Source organism: Bifidobacterium cuniculi, from assembly GCF_000741575.1.
GTDB lineage: Bacteria > Actinomycetota > Actinomycetes > Actinomycetales > Bifidobacteriaceae > Bifidobacterium > Bifidobacterium cuniculi.
In genome coordinates this window covers 78963-94493 of the sequence record NZ_JGYV01000009.1, presented here as the reverse complement: position 1 = coordinate 94493, position 15531 = coordinate 78963, and the positions used below count along the sequence as shown (strand labels likewise).

Below are 15531 nucleotides of genomic sequence, written 5' to 3'. Positions count from 1 at the left end.
CGTCAAGCCTCATGCGGTTTTTCTCTGGGCAAACCGTCGGCGCCGCGGAACATGCCCAACCGACGGTATCGTAGGTTTTCCGACTCTTGCGCTATGTTGGAGAACTGCCGTAGCTTCTGTTCGTTGGACGTGACGGTATGCTTATAGGCGGATACACGCACGCAATTCAGAGGAGTCGTTTCAATCATGAGCATTCGTGTGGCCATCGCCGGCGTGGGTAACTGTGCCTCGTCGCTGGTGCAGGGCGTGGAATATTACAAGGACACCGCGGACGATGACAAGATCCCGGGCCTGATGCACAACAACTTCGGTGGGTACCGCGTCGGCGACATCGAGTTCGTGACCGCCTTCGACGTGGACGCCGCCAAGGTCGGCAAGGACCTGTCCGAGGCCATCGGCGCATCCCAGAACAACACCATCAAGTTCGCCGACGTGCCCGAGCTGGGCGTCGAGGTGCTGCGTGGCCCGACCTACGACGGCCTGGGCGAGTACTACCGCCAGATGATCGAGGAGTCCGACGCCGAGCCGGTCGACGTGGCACAGGTGTTGCGCGACAAGAAGGTCGACGTGCTCATCTCCTACCTGCCCGTGGGCTCCGAGGAGGCCGACAAGGCATACGCCCAGGCCGCCATGGACGCGGGCGTCGCCTTCGTCAACTGCCTGCCGGTGTTCATCGCCTCCGACCCGGAATGGGCGCAGAAGTTCCGTGACGCCGGCGTGCCGATCGTGGGCGACGACATCAAGTCCCAGGTGGGCGCCACCATCACCCACCGCGTGATGGCCCGCCTCTTCGAGGACCGCGGCGTGCGCCTCGACCGCACCTACCAGCTCAACGTGGGCGGCAACATGGACTTCATGAACATGCTGCAGCGCTCCCGCCTGGAATCCAAGAAGATCTCCAAGACCCGCGCCGTCACCTCCGTGGTGCCGCACGACATGGACCCCTACAACGTGCACATCGGCCCGTCCGACTACGTGGCATGGCTCGACGACCGCAAGTTCGCCTTCGTGCGCCTCGAGGGCACGACCTTCGGCGACGTCCCGCTGAACCTGGAGTACAAGCTCGAGGTGTGGGATTCCCCGAACTCCGCCGGCATCGTGATCGACGCCCTGCGCGCCGCGAAGATCGCCCTCGACCGTGGCTTGGCCGGCCCGATCCTGGCACCGTCCTCCTACTTCATGAAGTCCCCGGCAGTGCAGCACGAGGACAACGAGGCCCGCCAGCTCGTCGAGGAGTTCATCGCCGGCAACGTCGAGGCGAACGAGGAGCAGCTCGACGCCGACGTCGCCAAGGCCAAGGCCGACGGCAAGGACGTGTGGAAGGCCTGAGGGCAGCGCCCCCACGCCTGCTTCCATGAGCTTCCGTGGGACTTCCGTGAGAAATTGTTCAAAAAAATGAACAATTTCTCACGGGGCTACAGCAGCCGCTACACTTGGTCCCCCACCCGTGTATACTGGGTACTCGCCTCCGCGTGGCACTACGTCACCCAATCCCCCCAGGGCAGGAATGCAGCAAGGGTAAGTGGCCTCTGGTGGGTGCGCGGAGGTTTTTCCATACCTGCGTTCGTTCAGCGTTCCCCGTACAGTCGTAGGCATGAGCGACCAGCAAGCATCACCGAATCCAGCAACACCCGAGAGCCCCGACACGCCGACGTGGGACGTCCTGGAGCAACCCGCGCCGCACACGCCGACGCCGACCGTCACCGTCGACGAGGCGGATGAGGACGGCACCGAGCACGGCCTGCGCGCACCGGATCCGCTGGAGCGCCGCCCGCGCACCTCGAGCATCGTGCTGTGCATCCTCTTCACGCTGGCCTTCGCCGCAATCGCCGCGGCCGCCTACTGGCTCGGCGTGCGCACCGCCGCCGGCCAGAGCTTCGAGGACCTGGCCATCATGAACTACGCGTCCACGCTGCCCTCCTGGCTGCCGCTGGCCGGCATCCGGTCCGTGGCCGTCGTCGCCGTCTCCCTGGCACTCGGGGCCGTCGGGGCCGTGGTGGCCGCCGTGCGCCGCCGCTGGTGGCTGCTCGGCCAGCTCGCCGCCTTCGCCGCCCTCGCCTTCCTCGCCAGCCGCATCCTCAAGCCGGTCTTGCCGCGCCCGCTGCTCGTCCACGTCGACTCCAACGCCGCCAACTCGGCGCCCTCCGGCCACACCATGCTCGCGGCGGCCGCCGGCCTGGCGCTCCTGTGCGCGCTACCGCACGCCTGGCGCGCGGTCGGCACGCTCGTCTCCACGCTCTTCACCGTCGTCGTCGGCTGCTCCGTGATCGCCGGCCGTTGGCACCGGCCCTGCGACGTGGTCATGGCGGTCTTCCTGGCCGGCGCGCTCATGATGGCGGCCCTGGCGTGCACGCGGCGCAGCGGCATGGACCGCACCGGCGACCGGGTGTCCTCGCCGAGCGTGCAGATCTGCGCGACGTGCCTGATCACGCTCGGCATCTGCGCCTTCGCCTACGGCGCCTACGTGCTCTGGCAGGTGTCCGACGGCCTGCTGTTCGCCTCCGCCTGGGCGATCTCGGGCAGTTGCGCCGCCAGCACCGCGATGGTCTTCGGTTCGGCGGCGCTAGTCAACGGCATGGTGCTCATGATGCGCCAGCTGACCGCGGCGCCGCTGACGCGCCTGGGGCTGATCGGCGCTCCGCCCGCCCCGCCGGTGAAGTCCTGAACCAATGCGGAGAGACGTCGCGACAGAATCTCGGTGCGATCCGCGTGGGGGATGCCGCAGACTGACGGCACGTTGCACGTCGCCTTGACGCATATGGGCATATGGAGATGCGTGGCACTGTGCAGCATGGTGTATCCGGTGGCTGTGTGTTGTGACCCGGTCATAACCCCCAGGATGGGCTTATATGGGCCTATGCGGGGTGGGTTAGCGCGGACAGGTTGGGTAGGAGATGACGAAAAGGTTGGAATGCCAAGGGGCATACTTGGCCTTTCCGTGTTAACCCACCCTTCATAGGCAGGGTAGGCAGAGAGGTCCGCGGGAAGCGTGTCGAGCGGGAGCCCGCCGACTCATGGCCATGGGGTGGTGGGCCGTCCGCGAAGCTTTGAGAACGGCCTGAGTATGATGACGTCGTAACCAAGGGTAAGGAGCGGAACATGGCTACCGGCAGCAAGCTCGTCATCGTCGAGTCACCGGCCAAGGCGAAGAAGATCGGTGGGTACCTGGGCAAGGAGTACCGGGTGCTCGCCTCGGTGGGTCATATCCGCGACCTGGCGCAGCCCAGCCAGGTGCCGGCGGACAAGAAGGCGCAGTTCGGCAAGTTCGGCGTGGACGTCAACGACGGCTTCACCCCCTACTACATCGTGGGCGCCGACAAGAGGAAGACCGTCTCGGAGCTGCGCAGCGCACTCAAGGATGCTGACGAGCTCTTCCTCGCGACCGATGAGGACCGCGAGGGCGAGGCCATCGCCTGGCACCTGGTGCAGACGCTCAAGCCGAAGGTGCCCGTCAAGCGCATGGTCTTCCACGAGATCACGCCCGAGGCGATCCGCGCCTCCCTCGAACACACCCGCCAGGTGGACGGCAACATGGTCGACGCGCAGGAGACGCGCCGCGTGCTCGACCGCCTCTACGGCTATGAGCTCAGCCCGGTGCTGTGGCGCAAGGTGGGCCCCGGCCTGTCCGCGGGCCGCGTGCAGTCCGTCGCCACCCGCCTGATCGTGGAGCGCGAACGCGAACGCATGGCCTTCGTGCGCGCCCCGTACTGGGATGTCGTCGCCACCTTGCAGGCACCTGACGCGCTGGGGGCGCTGGCGGGCTTCGAGGCGCGCCTGGTCTCGCTCGACGGCCACCGCGTGGCCGGTTCCAAGGACTTCGCCGACGACGGCCGGCTCACCGACGCTGCGCGGCGCGACGGCGTAGCCCGGCTGGACGCCGCCGGCGCCGACCGGCTCGCCGATGAGCTGTCCGACGTCACCTTCACCGTGGCGTCCCTGGAGACGAAGCCGTACCGTCGCCGCCCGCTGCCGCCCTTCACCACGTCGACGCTGCAGCAGGCCGCCGGCAACCGCCTGGGCATGAGCTCGCGCCAGACGATGCGCGCCGCGCAGAGCCTGTACGAGAACGGCTACATCACCTACATGCGCACCGACTCGGTCACCCTGAGCCACGAGGCCATCGCCGCGGCCCGCGACAGCGTGGAGCGCGAATTCGGCCGCCAGTACCTGTCCGACGGCCCCAGGCAGTACGCGACGAAGACGGCGGGCGCCCAGGAGGCCCACGAGTGCATCCGCCCCGCAGGCGCGCATTTCCGCGACCCCGCGCAGGTGGCGTCGGCGCTGCCGCCGGACCAGCTCAAGCTGTACACGCTCATCTGGCAGCGCACCCTCGCCTCGCAGATGGCGGACGCCACCGGTTCGACCGCCACGGCGCGCTTCGCCGCCCCCAGCTCGCAGGGCGAGGCCGTCTTCCAGACCTCCGGCACCGTGATCGAGTTCCCTGGCTTCCTGCGCGTCTTCGGCGACCACCGGGACGCCAAACGCGACGACGACAACGCACTGCCGCCGCTGACCAACGGCCAGGAGCTGGCGGCCACGCAGGTGCAGGCGGACGGCCACGAGACGCAGCCGCCGGCCCGCTACACCGAGGCATCCCTCGTCAAGACGCTGGAAGCCAAGGAGATCGGCCGCCCCTCCACCTACGCGAGCATCATCTCCACGATCATCGACCGCGGCTACGTGTACGAGCGGGGACGCGCGCTCATCCCCTCCTGGCTGGCCTTCGCCGTCACCAAGCTACTCGAGACGAAGTTCCCCAAGCTCGTCGACTACCAGTTCACCGCGGACATGGAACACGGCCTCGACCTGATCGCCCACGGCCGGGAGACCGGCAAGGAATGGCTCACCGCCTTCTACTTCGGCACCGGCAAGGACGCCGCCCGCGACGAGCAGGACGTGCACGAGGGCCTGCAGCAGCAGGTGGCGCAGCTCGGCGAGATCGACGCGCGCGCCATCAACACCATCGAGATCGGCGATGGCATCAACGTGCGCGTCGGCCGCTACGGGCCCTACCTGGAGGACACCGCGCACCTGGACGCCGAAGGCAACCCCAAGCGCGCCTCCGTGCCTGATACGGTCGCCCCGGACGAGCTGACCGTGGACAAGGCGCGCGAGCTGATCGCATCCAACGCCGGCGGCCCGCGCGTGCTGGGCACCGAACCGGCCACCGGCGGCACCGTCGAGGTGCGCTCCGGCCGTTTCGGACCCTACGTGGCGCTCGTGCTGCCCGGCCAGGACGGCCAGGACGGCGAGAAGCCGAAGATGGCGTCGCTGTTCAAGTCGATGAAACCCGAGACCCTCACGCTCGACGATGCCCTGAAACTGCTGGCGCTGCCGCGCGAAGTGTGCCGCTACGAGGAGACCGACGCGAAGACCGGCGAAATGCGCGAAGTCACCGTGAGCGCCAACAACGGCCGCTACGGCCCGTACCTGACCAAGACCGGTGCCGACGGCTCCACCGACACGCGTTCCCTGGGCAGCGAGGACGAGATCTTCACCGTCACCGAGGCGCAGGCGCGCGACCTGTTCGCACAGCCCAAGTACGGCCGCCGCCGCGGCGCCGCCAAGCCGCCGCTGCGCGAACTGGGCCAGGACCCGACCTCCGGCAAGCCCGTGACCATCAAGGAAGGCTTCTACGGCCCGTACATCACCGACGGCGAGACCAACCGCTCGCTGCCCAAGCAGTACGACCCGAAGACCGTCTCCGCCGAGGACGCCTACCGTCTGCTCGCCGAGAAGCGCGCAGCCGGCCCCGCGAAGAAGCGCGGGCGCAAGGCGGCGGCGAAGGGCGGCGCGAAGTCGGCCAAGTCGGCGAAGTCGCCAGCGAAGAAGACGGCCGCCAGGAAGCCGAGCGCCGCCGAGGCCGCCCGCACCGAACGGCGCGGCAAGGTGCGCGCGCTCGCCGACCAGGGGTGGGCGAACACGCGCATCGCCAAGGAACTGGGCACCACCGCGGCCACCGTCAAGAAGGATCTCGACTACCTGGCCGAACACGACCACTACGACCGTCCGCCGGTCATCCCGGCGCGCTGAACGGGGGAGCGCATGCAAGGCACCTTCATCTCCTTCGAGGGCGTCGACGGCGCCGGCAAGACCACGCAGGTCGGGTTGCTCGCCGACTGGTGGCGTGCACGCGGTCGCGAGGTCGTCGTGACGCGCGAGCCGGGCGGCACCGCGCTCGGCACGCGCCTGCGCGCACTGCTGCTCGGAGCCGACGCGGATGTGCCGATCGATGCGCGCGCCGAGGCACTGCTGTTCGCCGCCGACCGCGCCCAGCATGCCGCCGAGGTCATCGTCCCGGCCCTCGAACGCGGCGCCGTCGTCATCACCGACCGCTACATCGACTCCTCCCTGGCCTACCAGGCGGGCGGCCGCGAACTGACCGCCGACGAGATCCGGAACCTGAGCGTGTGGGCCGTGCAGGACCTGTGGCCGGTGCGCACCTACCTGCTCGACCTCGACCCGCGCATCGCCGCCGCACGCATGGACGGCGGCCCAGACCGCATGGAACGCGAAGGCCTGGTCTTCCAGGAACGTACACGCGCCGCCTTCCTGGCGCTCGCCGAGCGCGAACCGGCCCGCTTCCTCACCCTCGACGCCACGCTGCCCGCAGCCGGACTGTTCCGCGCGATTTGCGAAGACAGCGCGAATCTGGTTGGCTGAACCCCATGAGTGTGTGGGATTCCATCGTCGGCCAGCAGCAGGTCATCGACCAGCTGCGCGCCGTCAGCACGGGCGACGGCGCCGCCATCGCCCAGTCATGGCTCATCTGCGGGCCTCCCGGCTCCGGCCGGTCGAACGTGGCGCGCGCCTTCGCGGCCGCCCTGCAAAGCCCCGACCACGGGCTGGGCGACGAACCCACCAGGGTCACCCGCCAGGTGCTCGCCGGCACCCACCCGGACGTCATGACTCTCGCCACCGACAAGGTGACCATCGGCATCGACGCCGTGCGCGACCTCATCGTCTCCGCCGAGCAGATGCCCACCACCGCGCCGTGGCGGATCATCATCATCGAGGACGTCGACCGCATGCTCGAACGCACCACCAACGTGCTGCTCAAGGAAATCGAGGAGCCCAGCCCGCGCACCATCTGGCTGCTGTGCGCACCGAGTGCCGAGGACGTGCTGCCCACCATCCGTTCGCGCACCCGCATCGTCTCGCTGGGCGTGCCCTCCGACGCGCAGGTCGCGCGCCATCTCGAGGAACACGTCACGCTCGAGGACGCTGACGGCAACTCCCTGCTCGGCGCCGACGGACAGCCGGTACGGCCCGACCATGCGCTCGCGATGCGCGCCGCGCGGCTCGCCGAGGGACACATCGGCATCGCGACGCTGTACGCGGGCAACTCGGACGTGCTGAGGGACCGTGACGAGCTCGTCGTCGGCCTGGTGGGCCTGCGCAAGGCGTCGCAGGCGATCCTGCTCGCCGAGAAGCTCATGGAAAGTGCCAAGGCGCAGGCGAAGCAGTCCGTGGAGGCGGCCGTGGCCCGCGAGGAACGCGCCTTCCGCCAGCTCAACGGCCTGGGGCCCAAGGACCGCGTGCCCCCGTCCCTCAGGCCCGTCTACAACCAGATCGGCAAGAAGGACGACGTACGCCGCCAGACCACGCGCCGGCAGCGCGATGTGCTCGACCGTGCGCTCAACACCGTGGCGAGCGTGTACCGCGACGTCGCGGTACTGCAGAACGACGCCGTGGACTCGGTCGGCCTGGTGAACCTGGAGAATGCCGAAGCCATCACAGACCTGTCCGCCAGGCTGTCGCGCCGGCAGGTGATCGACGCCCTGGACGAGGTGGAGACCGCCAGGAGGCGCCTGGCCGGCAACGGCAACCCGCAGCTGGTGCTGGAGGCGCTGTTCTGCGGGATGACATAAGAAATTGTTCGTTTCGCTGAACAAAATCCAGGGGAGGCGCCCGGCACCTCCCCTGGATTTTGTTCAGCGAAACGAACAATTTCTTATAGTGAATCAGACCGCCAGCAGCGTGTTGATCAGCTCGTCGGCCACGGCCTCGGCGTTGTCGCCTTCGACGGTGATCTCGACGGTGTCGCCCTGCTTGACGCCCAGGCCCATCACGGACAGGATGGAGTCGGCGGCGACGGCGTTGCCACCTTCCTTGGCGATGGTGACGGTGCAGCCGGAGGCGCCGGCGGCCTGCGCGAACTGCGCGGCCGGGCGGGCGTGGATGCCGACGGGATCGTTGATGACGGTGCTACGGGTAGCGGTTGCCATGATGTGCTCCTTTGAAAATGGATGGTGGCGCGGCGCGGATGCAGGGGCGCGCACCGGTGACAGTGAAACACACGATACCATGGATGACCGTCAGTCAGCTCATGTCAGAAAAAGGGCAGGTGCCCGGCATGCCTTGTGACTAGACTGGGAAACACGAAAAAGGGAGCTGCTGACGTCACGCACGAACACCGCAGGATGGGAGGAGTGCCGCCGGAGATCCCGTCAAACGGAGAGCAAAACAGAACAAGGAGTTCCAATGATCCTCAAGGGTGTTGGTATCGGGCGCGGCGTGGCCGTCGGCCCTGTGCTGCGTATGGCCGAGCCGCTTCCGGAGCCGAAGGACGAGCCGCGTGACGCGTCCATCACCGCCGAGGCCGAGAACGAGCGCGTCACCGCGGCGCTCAACGCCGTCAACGCCGACCTCAACAAGCGCGCCGAGGAAGCCGCCAACGGCGACGACGGCCAGAAGCAGGCCGCCGAGATCCTCCAGGCGGTCGCCATGTTCGCCGCCGACCCCTCGCTCGCGGCGAACATCAAGGCCAAGGTCGACGCCGGCGCCACCGGCGAGCGCGCCGTACTCGACGGCTTCGGCCAGGTCGAGGACATGTTCCGTGCCATCGGCGGCTACCAGGGCGAGCGCGCCGCCGACCTGCACGACGTCGGCCAGCGCGTCATCGCGAACCTCATGGGCCTGCCGGCCCCCGGCGTGCCCGAGTCCGACGAGCCCTTCGTGCTCGTCGCCAAGGACCTGTCGCCCGCCGACACCACGGCGCTCGACCTGAAGAAGACCCTCGCCATCGTCACCTCCGAAGGCGGCCCCACCTCGCACACCGCCATCCTGTGCCGCGCCCGCGGCATCGTGGCCGTCGTGTCCGCCGCCGAGGCCATCGACCTCAAGGACGGCGAGCAGGTCATCGTCAACGCCGCCAAGGGCGAGGTCGTCACCGAGCCGACCGCCGAGCAGGTCGAGGAGGCGCATGAGGCCAAGGCGAAGGCCGACAAGGCGAAGGAACTGCGCGGCCAGCCCGGCCAGCTCGCCGATGGCACCCGCATTCCGCTGCTCGCGAACGTCGGCAAGCCGTCCGATGCCAAGGTCGCACACGAGTACGGCGCCGAGGGCGTCGGCCTGTTCCGTACCGAATTCCTCTTCATCGGCAACGAACAGCCGCCGAGCGTCGAGGAGCAGACCAAGGCCTACGCTGAGCTGCTGTCCCAGTTCCCCGGGAAGAAGGTCGTCATCCGCCTGCTCGACGCCGGCGCCGACAAGCCGCTGCCCTTCCTCCACCCCGGAGGACGAGCCGAACCCGGCGCTCGGCCTGCGCGGCCTGCGCACCCTCGCCCAGCACAAGGAGGTCCTCGAAGGCCAGCTCAAGGCGCTCGCGGACGCCGACGCCCAGACCGACGCCGACCTGTGGGTCATGGCGCCGATGGTCGCCGACGAGTGGGAGGCCGAGTACTTCACCAAGCTCGGCAAGAGCTTCGGCCTGAAGTTCGTGGGGTCCATGGCCGAGGTGCCGTCCATCGCCGTGATGGCCGACAAGGTGGCGCAGGTCACCGACTTCGTGTCCATCGGCACGAACGACCTGACCCAGTACACGCTGGCCGCCGACCGTACGCTCGGCTCCGTGTCCAACTACCAGACCGCCTGGCACCCGGCGGTGCTGCGCGTGATCAAGATGATCTGTGACGCCGGCCGTGAGCACGGCATGCCGGTGGGCGTGTGCGGCGAGGCCGCCGCCGACCCGGACCTGGCCGTCGTGCTGGCCGGCCTGGGCGTCAACTCGCTGTCCATGACGCCGGTCGCACTGGACGACGTGCGTGCCGAGCTTGCCTCCCACACCATGGAGGAGGCCAGGGAGCTGGCCGCCAAGGCTCTCGACGGCGACTTCTACAAGCCGCCGTTCTGGACCGAGGACTGAGCTGCCCATAGGAGAAATTGTTCATTTTTCTGAACAAAAACTTGGGGACGCTGTCCGCATGGGACTGCCTGTCCGGTCCGGCAACGCCGGCAATGGCGTTGCCGGACCGGACAGGCAGTCCCATGCGGACAGCGTCCCCAAGTTTTTGTTCAGAAAAATGAACAATTTCTCCTATGGATGCTGTGCCATACTGGGAGCATGCTAGTTACCGCTGATTTCTCCGTCGTTCCCGACGAATACGCCAAGCTCGCGCCCGCGGATGCGCGCGTCGACGGCGTGCCCTGCATCTCCTTCCCCTTCACCATCGAACGGCTCGACCCGCAGGTCAAGTACCTGCACTGGCAGTTCACCGACCCCGACTCCATCCCCGTGTGCGGTTTCGAATGGATCCACTGGACCGTGGCGAACCTGCCGGTGGACGCCGTCATGTTCGATCCCGCAGACCCGAACGCGCTGTCCATCCCCGTTGACTTCTCGCGCAAGCTGCCCGCGATGATCCCCGAGGCGCTGCAGGGCCGCAACTCCTCCGCCTCGCAGTTCGTGGGCCGTTCCGACGATCCGCAGCTCATCGCCCGCTACAACGGGCCGCAGCCGCCGGACAAGGACCACGAATATGTGCTGCAGGTGTGGGGCACCTCCAAGCCGCTGCCCGACCTAGGGCAGGGCTTCTGGCTCAATGAACTGCTGCACCGCCTCGACGCCTGCCACGACGTGCGCGACGCGGGTGGCCTGGCCGTCATCGGCAAGGCCTGAGCCGGGACGCTTCCGTTTTCCTCGTGGAGTAATTCACGTTCCTCGGGGTCTCTTCGCCGCGCGCTGCGGTAGAACACTGAAGTAGCGCGCGGCCGTTGCCGCACGCCTCATCGATAAGGAAGAGGCCTCACATGGCATGCACCACAATTCTGGTCGGTAGGGGAGCCAGCTACGACGGATCCACCATCATCGCCCGCAACGAGGACGACGAACCCGGCTCGTTCAACAACAAGAAACTCATCATCGTCAAGCCGGAGGAACAGCCGCGTACGTACACGAGCGTCAACGGGCACCTGACCATCCAGCTGCCCGACGACCCGCTGCAGTACTCCGAGACGCCGAACTCCTTCACGAGCGACGGCGTGTGGGGCGAGGCCGGCATGAACGAGGCCAACGTGGCGATGACCGCCACGGAGACCATCACCACGAACGCGCGCGTGCTCGGCGCCGACCCGCTGGTGCCGTACCAGCCGGCCAAGGGCACGGAAGGCGAAGCCGGCTACGTGGCCGAGCGCGCCGGCGGCATCGGCGAGGAGGACCTCGTCACCATCGTGCTGCCCTACATCCGCTCCGCCCGCGAGGGCGTCGAGCGCCTCGGGCACCTGCTCGAGGAGTACGGCACCTACGAATCCAACGGCATCGGCTTCTCCGACGTCAACGAGGTCTGGTGGCTCGAGACCGTCGGCGGCCACCACTGGATCGCCCGCCGCGTGCCCGACGACTGCTACGTGACCAACCCGAACCGCTTGGGCATTGACCTGTTCGACTTCAAGGACGCCTACGGCGAGCGGAAGGACTACATGTGCTCCGCCGACCTGCGCGACTGGATGCGCCTGCACCACCTCGACCTCGACTGGCAGTCCGAGGACGAGTTCAACCCGCGCCACGCCTTCGGCTCCCACTCCGACATGGACCACGTGTACAACACGCCGCGCGCCTGGATGATGCAGCGCACGCTCAACCCGCGCGACGAGATCTGGGATGGCCCGGACGCCGATGTCACCCCGCACGACGACGACATCCCGTGGTGCCGCCAGCCCGACGAGAAGATCACCATCGAGGAAGTCGACTACATCCTCGCCCTGCACTACCAGGGCACGGAGTACGACCCCTACGGCAAGCTCGGCACCGACGCCACGCGTCACCTGTTCCGCCCGATCGGCATCAACCGCACCTGCGAGCGTTCCATCATGCAGATTCGCCCCTACGCGCCGCAGGCGTGCCGCTCGGTCCACTGGATCACCTTCGCCTCGACGCCCTTCAACGCCGCCGTGCCGTTCTTCGCGAACGTGGACGCCATGCCGCACTATGTGAGCGACACCACTTCCGAGGTCACGCTCGACAGCTACTACTGGGCGAGCCGACTGCTCGCCGTGCTCGGCGACTCCGACTACGCCGGCACGCACGAGGCCACCGCCGGCTACAAGCAGGCCGTGGCCGCGCTGGGCCACGAGAACCTATTCCGCACCGACCGGCAGCTGGCCGGCGAGGCGTCCGACGATGTCCAGGGCGATGTCGAGCCGATGGCTCCCGCCGACGTGACCCGCGCGACGCGCAACGCCGAGGCGCGCGCGACGCTGGCCGCGGCGAACCAGCGGATGGCCGACGAGCTCAAGGCGCAGACCCAGACGATGATTGCCAACGCGCTGCAGGCCACGAGCGTCAACATGAAGAACGCCTTCAGCATGGCCGACTTCTGACAGATGGGCCGCAGGTCCGAAGCGGGGGTGGCGGCAGTCGTGTCGCCACCCCCGCTTCGCGTGCCGTCCCACGCGGCTGACCAAAGGGCGAGCCGCCATGTTCCGCATCATGGTCCGCCGGACGCCGAGGCGCGGGACATGGCCTAGAGTTTTGGTAATCTTCACGGTCTGTACACATTTCCGGCACCAGGAGGACGACCATATGACCTGCACCACCATCCTCGTCGGCAAGGACGCCAGTTACGACGGGTCGACCATCATCGCCCGCAACGAGGACAGCGCGAACGGCGAGTTCTGCCCCAAACGCTTCGTCGTCGTCAAGCCGGAGGAGCAGCCGCGCACCTACACCAGCGTCCTGAGCCACCTGACCATCGAACTGCCGGACGATCCCATGCAGTACACCGCGGTGCCCAACGCCGACCTCAAGGAAGGCATCTGGGGAGAGGCCGGCGTCAACGAGGCGAACGTGGCGATGAGCGCCACGGAGACCCTCACCAGCAACGAACGCGTCCTCGGCGCCGACCCGCTCGTGGAGTACGTGCCGGCGCATGGCAAGGAGGGCGACCCCTGCTACGTGGCCGAACATGCCGGCGGCATCGGCGAGGAGGACATGGTCACCATCGTGCTGCCGTACGTGCGCACCGCACGCGAGGGCGTGCAGCGCCTGGGTGCCCTGCTCGAGGAGTACGGCACCTACGAGATGAACGGCATCGCGTTCTCCGACGTCAACGAGATCTGGTGGCTGGAGACCGTCGGCGGCCACCACTGGATCGCGCGCCGCGTGCCCGACGACTCCTACGTGACCATGCCCAACCAGCTGGGCATCGACGAGTTCGACCTCGACGACGCCATGAACGACCAGATCGACCACATGTGCTCGCCGGACCTGCCGGCGTTCATCGCGGAGAACCACCTCGACCTGTCCGTGGAAGGCCTGAGCGCCTTCGATCCGCGGTCCGCCTTCGGTTCGCACTCCGACTCCGACCACGTGTACAACACGCCGCGCGCCTGGGTCATGCAGCGTTTCCTCAACCCTTACGACGAGGTGTGGGACGGCCCCGACGCCGACCACAAGCCCACCGGCGACGACATCCCGTGGGCGCGCCAGCCCGAGCGCAAGATCACCATCGAGGACGTCAAGTACGTGCTCAGCTCGCACTACCAGGGCACGCCCTACGACCCGTACGGCCAGCTCGGCACCGAGGAGACGCGCCGCATGTTCCGTCCCATCGGCATCAACCGCCAGAGCCAGCTGGCGGTCATCCAGATCCGCCCCTACCGCCCGCAGTGCGCACGTACCCTGCAGTGGATGGCCTACGGCTCCAACCCCTTCAACGCCCTGATGCCCTTCTACGTGAACGTCGACGACACCCCCACCTACCTGCGTGACACCACGACCCGCGTCACCAGCGAGAACTTCTACTGGGAGAACCGCATCATCGCCGCGCTGTGCGACGCGCACTTCGGCGATACCGCCAACGCCGTGGAACGCTACCAGGAGAAGGTCGGATCCATGGGCCACCGCATGGTGCACGAGACCGACGCCTTCGTGGATACGCTCGTCGAGCTGGAGGAGGTGCCGGAGGACGAGTTCGGCGAGGTGCCCGCGGACGTGCAGCCCATGGAACCCGCGCAGATCGTCCAGGCGATGCATGTGCCCGCCGTGAGGAAGGCGCTGGCAAGCGCCAACGAGCGCATGGCCCACCGCCTCAAGTGCGCCACCGACAAGCTGCTCGACGAGGTGCTGTTCACCGCCAGCATGGGTATGAGGAACGGTTTCAACCGTTCGGATCACTGATGCGTGTGGTTTTCGGGAGGTTTTCCCGTGTGGTTACTTCCACGTGGGCGGGGGCGAGGCTTTCTTGTGTGATTGCTTCCACGTGAGAAATCTCGGGTTATAGGCCAATGGTTCCAATGGCTTGAAGTGGTTTTCGGACACACTTTCTGTCCAGGTGGCATGGTCTCCCCCTGGACTATGGACCGGCCCTCACGCCAATCAGGAGAAGGCATGAGGGCCGATCTCAAACCCACTTCGGTGTGCAACTGGAGAATCACGCTTTCTTGCTGTCGGTCACACTGCTTATGGAGCTGGTGACACGCTGGACTTTGACTTGGTCCCTTGGATACTCTTTCCACTCATCTGCAATTGTCGTGGGGGTGGGAATCGACGTGCCGTCATCATTGATTGTGATGAAAAGGTCTTCGCTGAACAATGGACCTACCCTCACGATTACGGAACCGTCATCGGTGTGAAAGTCAATTGCTTCCGTTCGACAGATGGGCTGAGGCGTGTCGGGTACTTGAATGTGGTCATTGATGACATCGACATCGGTAATGGTGCCGTATAAAGGATATTTCTTTAGGGGTTGTTCCTTGAACGGTGCAAATGACTCATGGTCTTTCAACATGTTGCATGTTAGGAGCGGAAAGTCTCCGAACATATCAAAACCCGGCAGTTCCTGCTGAATGTTTGAGATCTGAAGGCGGTGACGATTGGTTTGAAGCAGCAGGTATCCGTAGGTACCGTCTTGGTGGAGACCCTCACATTCGAAGGAAACGAACGTATCCCCTATCAGGGAATCAAGAGCCTCTAAGCTCGTGTCTGTCAGTTGGATGTTTACCATAATGTGTCCTTCCGCACAAAATGTATTTTTTGTGTCCTCACCCTTGACGGCGAGGACACCGTAATCTCCACAGCTGGGCTGTTGGCGCTACTGGTAATGGTTCGGTAAATGATTCGTGTGCCATCTGATAAAATGGCACGTTTCACTACCTGGTTCTTTGCATTGGTGAATTGTTGAGAGAGACCGCCCCTAGCTATGGACGTGAAGAATGAAGCGGATGCGGCATAGACATCATCGCAATCTATGACACGTACGCGGCCGGTTCCTTTCCTTCCGAAATAACCTCCTGGAGAAAGAGGATAAGTAG

Annotated in this window: 10 protein-coding genes, 1 other RNA gene and 1 pseudogene; 10 read left to right on the top strand and 2 right to left on the bottom strand. The window is 66.5% G+C overall.

The features are described 5' to 3' along the window. Positions 1 to 186: 186 nt before the first annotated feature. The 6 genes from BCUN_RS06205 (at position 187) to BCUN_RS06185 (ending at position 7871) form a co-directional block, all read left to right on the top strand. Positions 187 to 1329, top strand: coding sequence for an inositol-3-phosphate synthase (locus tag BCUN_RS06205; protein WP_033517010.1), 1143 nt, complete (start codon positions 187 to 189; stop codon positions 1327 to 1329). Between the two features lie 133 nt (positions 1330 to 1462). After that, positions 1463 to 1553, top strand: an RNA gene (gene ffs / locus BCUN_RS11875) — signal recognition particle sRNA small type. 41 nt (positions 1554 to 1594) lie between these two features. After that, entirely contained in the window at positions 1595 to 2665 is a 1071-nt protein-coding gene (locus BCUN_RS06200) for a phosphatase PAP2 family protein (protein WP_081895581.1), read from the top strand. Positions 2666 to 3099: 434 nt separating this feature from the next. Then, on the top strand, positions 3100 to 6033 hold the full coding sequence (gene topA, locus BCUN_RS06195; protein ID WP_033517008.1) for a type I DNA topoisomerase: 2934 nt from the start codon (positions 3100 to 3102) through the stop codon (positions 6031 to 6033). Positions 6034 to 6045: 12 nt separating this feature from the next. Further along, a complete protein-coding gene (gene tmk, locus BCUN_RS06190; protein WP_033517006.1) occupies positions 6046 to 6663 on the top strand; it encodes a dTMP kinase in 618 nt (205 codons plus the stop codon). Positions 6664 to 6668: 5 nt separating this feature from the next. Next, entirely contained in the window at positions 6669 to 7871 is a 1203-nt protein-coding gene (locus BCUN_RS06185; protein WP_033517004.1) for a DNA polymerase III subunit delta', read from the top strand. 93 nt (positions 7872 to 7964) lie between these two features. Here BCUN_RS06185 and BCUN_RS06180 read toward each other — a convergent pair whose 3' ends face one another. Further along, on the bottom strand, positions 7965 to 8228 hold the full coding sequence (locus BCUN_RS06180) for an HPr family phosphocarrier protein (RefSeq protein ID WP_033517002.1): 264 nt from the start codon (positions 8226 to 8228) through the stop codon (positions 7965 to 7967). A 256-nt stretch (positions 8229 to 8484) separates the two neighbouring features. On the opposite strand from BCUN_RS06180, the pseudogene ptsP reads away from it, so the two are divergent. The 4 genes and pseudogenes from ptsP (at position 8485) to BCUN_RS06160 (ending at position 14398) form a co-directional block, all read left to right on the top strand. After that, positions 8485 to 10147: pseudogene (gene ptsP, locus BCUN_RS06175) on the top strand (phosphoenolpyruvate--protein phosphotransferase). A gap of 177 nt (positions 10148 to 10324) precedes the next feature. After that, complete coding sequence (locus BCUN_RS06170; RefSeq protein WP_081895580.1) at positions 10325 to 10900, top strand: YbhB/YbcL family Raf kinase inhibitor-like protein; 576 nt, start codon at positions 10325 to 10327, stop codon at positions 10898 to 10900. 131 nt (positions 10901 to 11031) lie between these two features. Continuing rightward, positions 11032 to 12600 (top strand): C69 family dipeptidase, encoded by a 1569-nt coding sequence (locus BCUN_RS06165; protein WP_033517765.1) that lies wholly within the window; start codon positions 11032 to 11034, stop codon positions 12598 to 12600. A 202-nt stretch (positions 12601 to 12802) separates the two neighbouring features. Then, positions 12803 to 14398 carry a C69 family dipeptidase gene (locus tag BCUN_RS06160; RefSeq protein WP_033517767.1) on the top strand — a complete coding sequence of 532 codons (1596 nt, stop codon included), beginning with the start codon at positions 12803 to 12805 and terminating at the stop codon, positions 14396 to 14398. Between the two features lie 253 nt (positions 14399 to 14651). Here the strand turns inward: BCUN_RS06160 and BCUN_RS06155 are convergent, their stop codons facing one another. Then, the gene (locus BCUN_RS06155; RefSeq protein ID WP_033517769.1) at positions 14652 to 15224 is read right to left on the bottom strand and encodes a hypothetical protein; all 573 of its coding nucleotides are present in this window, start codon (positions 15222 to 15224) and stop codon (positions 14652 to 14654) included. Positions 15225 to 15531 lie beyond the last annotated feature (307 nt).

Bases quoted from the DNA above. Each gene is read 5' to 3' on its own strand.
- BCUN_RS06205 (WP_033517010.1), top strand. From the start codon at position 187: ATGAGCATTCGTGTGGCCATCGCCGGCGTGGGTAACTGTGCCTCGTCG.
- BCUN_RS06200 (WP_081895581.1), top strand. From the start codon at position 1,595: ATGAGCGACCAGCAAGCATCACCGAATCCAGCAACACCCGAGAGCCCC.
- topA (WP_033517008.1), top strand. From the start codon at position 3,100: ATGGCTACCGGCAGCAAGCTCGTCATCGTCGAGTCACCGGCCAAGGCG.
- tmk (WP_033517006.1), top strand. From the start codon at position 6,046: ATGCAAGGCACCTTCATCTCCTTCGAGGGCGTCGACGGCGCCGGCAAG.
- BCUN_RS06185 (WP_033517004.1), top strand. From the start codon at position 6,669: ATGAGTGTGTGGGATTCCATCGTCGGCCAGCAGCAGGTCATCGACCAG.
- BCUN_RS06180 (WP_033517002.1), bottom strand. From the start codon at position 8,228: ATGGCAACCGCTACCCGTAGCACCGTCATCAACGATCCCGTCGGCATC.
- BCUN_RS06170 (WP_081895580.1), top strand. From the start codon at position 10,325: ATGCTGTGCCATACTGGGAGCATGCTAGTTACCGCTGATTTCTCCGTC.
- BCUN_RS06165 (WP_033517765.1), top strand. From the start codon at position 11,032: ATGGCATGCACCACAATTCTGGTCGGTAGGGGAGCCAGCTACGACGGA.
- BCUN_RS06160 (WP_033517767.1), top strand. From the start codon at position 12,803: ATGACCTGCACCACCATCCTCGTCGGCAAGGACGCCAGTTACGACGGG.
- BCUN_RS06155 (WP_033517769.1), bottom strand. From the start codon at position 15,224: ATGGTAAACATCCAACTGACAGACACGAGCTTAGAGGCTCTTGATTCC.